2 rRNA genes are annotated in these 3,494 nt (G+C 55.2%); both read left to right on the top strand.

Annotated elements, in window-relative coordinates:
- The first annotated feature begins 87 nt into the window (after positions 1-87).
- Positions 88-3,241 (top strand): 23S ribosomal RNA (locus CH278_RS09680).
- Between the two features lie 134 nt (positions 3,242-3,375).
- A 5S ribosomal RNA gene (gene rrf / locus CH278_RS09675) occupies positions 3,376-3,492 on the top strand.
- Positions 3,493-3,494: the final 2 nt, after the last annotated feature.

The raw sequence follows: 3,494 nt of genomic DNA, 5'->3' as shown, positions 1-3,494 counted from the left end.
CGTTTCTTTCGGGAAGTGGCTGGTGCTGCTGTGAGTCTGGGTTGTGTGTGTTGTTTGAGAATTGCACAGTGGACGCGAGCATCTTTGTTGTAAGTAATGAAGAGCGTACGGTGGATGCCTTGGCACCAGGAGCCGATGAAGGACGTAGGAGGCTGCGATAAGCCTCGGGGAGCTGTCAACCGAGCTGTGATCCGAGGGTGTCCGAATGGGGAAACCCAGCACGAGTGATGTCGTGTTACCCGCATCTGAATATATAGGGTGTGTGGAGGGAACGTGGGGAAGTGAAACATCTCAGTACCCACAGGAAGAGAAAACAATAGTGATTCCGTGAGTAGTGGCGAGCGAAAGCGGATGAGGCCAAACTTTGTGCGTGTGATACCCGGCAGGGGTTGCGTATGGAGGGTTGTGGGGTTTGCATTGTCGATTCTGCCGGATCGGCCGACAGTGAGAAATTGTGGTGTTAGTCGAAGTGGTCTGGAACGGCCTGTCGTAGAGGGTGAGAGTCCCGTAGACGAAAACATTGCAACTGTCGTTGTGGATACCCAAGTAGCAGCGGGCCCGTGAAATCTGCTGTGAATCTGTCGGGACCACCCGATAAGCCTGAATACTCCCTGGTGACCGATAGCGGACTAGTACCGTGAGGGAAAGGTGAAAAGTACCCCGGGAGGGGAGTGAAATAGTACCTGAAACCGTGCGCTTACAATCCGTCAAAGCCGGTGCATGACTTGTCATGGCTGGTGATGGCGTGCCTTTTGAAGAATGAGCCTGCGAGTTAGTGGCATGTCGCGAGGTTAACCCGTGTGGGGTAGCCGTAGCGAAAGCGAGTCCGAATAGGGCGTATCACCGTGAGGTGTGTAGTGGCGTGTTCTAGACCCGAAGCGGAGTGATCTACCCATGGCCAGGTTGAAGCGACGGTAAGACGTCGTGGAGGACCGAACCCACTTAGGTTGAAAACTGAGGGGATGAGTTGTGGGTAGGGGTGAAAGGCCAATCAAACTCCGTGATAGCTGGTTCTCCCCGAAATGCATTTAGGTGCAGCGTCACGTGTTTCTCACCGGAGGTAGAGCTACTGGATGGTCTAGGGGGCCTACAAGCTTACCGAAATCAGCCAAACTCCGAATGCCGGTGAGTGAGAGCGTGGCAGTGAGACTGCGGGCGATAAGGTTCGTAGTCGAGAGGGAAACAGCCCAGATCGCCAGCTAAGGTCCCTAAGCGTGTACTAAGTGGAAAAGGATGTGGGGTCGCGAAGACAACCAGGAGGTTGGCTTAGAAGCAGCCACCCTTGAAAGAGTGCGTAATAGCTCACTGGTCAAGTGATCCTGCGCCGACAATGTAGCGGGGCTCAAGTACACCACCGAAGCTGCGGCACTCACACAATAGCCCCATTCAGGTCTGCGGATCTGTGTGCAGGTGTGTGGGTGGGTAGGGGAGCGTCGTGCAGCCATGGAAGCATCGGAGTGATCCAGGTGTGGAGGCTGCGCGAGTGAGAATGCAGGCATGAGTAGCGAAAGACGAGTGAGAAACTCGTCCGCCGAATGACCAAGGGTTCCTGGGCCAGGTTAATCCGCCCAGGGTGAGTCGGGACCTAAGACGAGGCCGACAGGCGTAGCCGATGGACAACGGGTTGATATTCCCGTACCCGTGTAACCGCGCCCATGGTGAATCAGTGACACTAACCACCCTGAATCCATATGACCGATCTCTTTCGAGAGTGAGGCGTGTGGTGGATGCGTGGGACCTGATCTGGTAGTAGCCAAGCGATGGGGTGACGCAGGAAGGTAGCTGGGCCAGTCAGTGGTTGTACTGGTGTAAGCCTGTAGGGCGAACGGTAGGCAAATCCGCCGTTCATGAAGCCTGAGAGGTGATGCGTAGCCGATTGAGGCGAATTCAGTGATCCTATGCTGCCGAGAAAAGCCTCTAGTGAGTTGTTACACGGCCCGTACCCCAAACCGACACAGGTGGTCAGGTAGAGAATACTAAGGCGATCGAGATAACTATGGTTAAGGAACTCGGCAAAATGCCCCCGTAACTTCGGGAGAAGGGGGGCCCCTGCCGGTGATGGAACTTGCTTCCTGAGCTGGTGTGGGCCGCAGAGACCAGTGAGAAGCGACTGTTTACTAAAAACACAGGTCCGTGCGAAGTCGTAAGACGATGTATACGGACTGACGCCTGCCCGGTGCTGGAAGGTTAAGAGGACCGGTTAGCCAGTAATGGCGAAGCTGAGAATTTAAGCCCCAGTAAACGGCGGTGGTAACTATAACCATCCTAAGGTAGCGAAATTCCTTGTCGGGTAAGTTCCGACCTGCACGAATGGCGTAACGACTTCTCAGCTGTCTCAACCATAGACTCGGCGAAATTGCATTACGAGTAAAGATGCTCGTTACGCGCGGCAGGACGAAAAGACCCCGGGACCTTCACTACAGCTTGGTATTGGTGTTCGGTTCGGTTTGTGTAGGATAGGTGGGAGACTGTGAAGCGGTGACGCCAGTTACTGTGGAGTCGTTGTTGAAATACCACTCTGATCGTATTGGATACCTCAACCTCGGACCATGATCTGGTTCAGGGACAGTGCCTGGTGGGTAGTTTAACTGGGGCGGTTGCCTCCTAAAATGTAACGGAGGCGCCCAAAGGTTCCCTCAGCCTGGTTGGCAATCAGGTGTCGAGTGCAAGTGCACAAGGGAGCTTGACTGTGAGACTGACAAGTCGAGCAGGGACGAAAGTCGGGACTAGTGATCCGGCACCGGCAAGTGGAAGCGGTGTCGCTCAACGGATAAAAGGTACCCCGGGGATAACAGGCTGATCTTCCCCAAGAGTCCATATCGACGGGATGGTTTGGCACCTCGATGTCGGCTCGTCGCATCCTGGGGCTGGAGTAGGTCCCAAGGGTTGGGCTGTTCGCCCATTAAAGCGGCACGCGAGCTGGGTTTAGAACGTCGTGAGACAGTTCGGTCTCTATCCGCCGCGCGCGTAAGAAACTTGAGGAAGGCTGTCCCTAGTACGAGAGGACCGGGACGGACGAACCTCTGGTGTGCCAGTTGTTCCACCAGGAGCACCGCTGGTTGGCTACGTTCGGAAGGGATAACCGCTGAAAGCATCTAAGCGGGAAGCCTGTTCCAAGATGAGGTTTCTCACCCCCTCGAGGGGGTAAGGCCCCCGGCAGACCACCGGGTTGATAGGCCAGAACTGGAAGTACAGCAATGTATGCAGGTGACTGGTACTAATAGGCCGAGGACTTACCACAAAGAAGCTACGCGTCCACTGTGCAATATCTGAAACAACACACGAGTAGTTGTTCAGTAACACAACCGAATACACGAATCCGCTACCCACACGTGTGTGGGTGACAGGTTCGCTCGTGACACTGTTTCGCAGAGTTACGGCGGCCATAGCGGAGGGGAAACGCCCGGTCCCATTCCGAACCCGGAAGCTAAGCCCTCCAGCGCCGATGGTACTGCACTCGACAGGGTGTGGGAGAGTAGGACACCGCCGAACAC

The organism is Rhodococcus sp. 05-2254-5 (assembly GCF_002258575.1).
Taxonomy (GTDB): Bacteria; Actinomycetota; Actinomycetes; order Mycobacteriales; family Mycobacteriaceae; genus Rhodococcoides; species Rhodococcoides fascians.
This window is presented reverse-complemented; position numbering and strand designations above follow the sequence as displayed.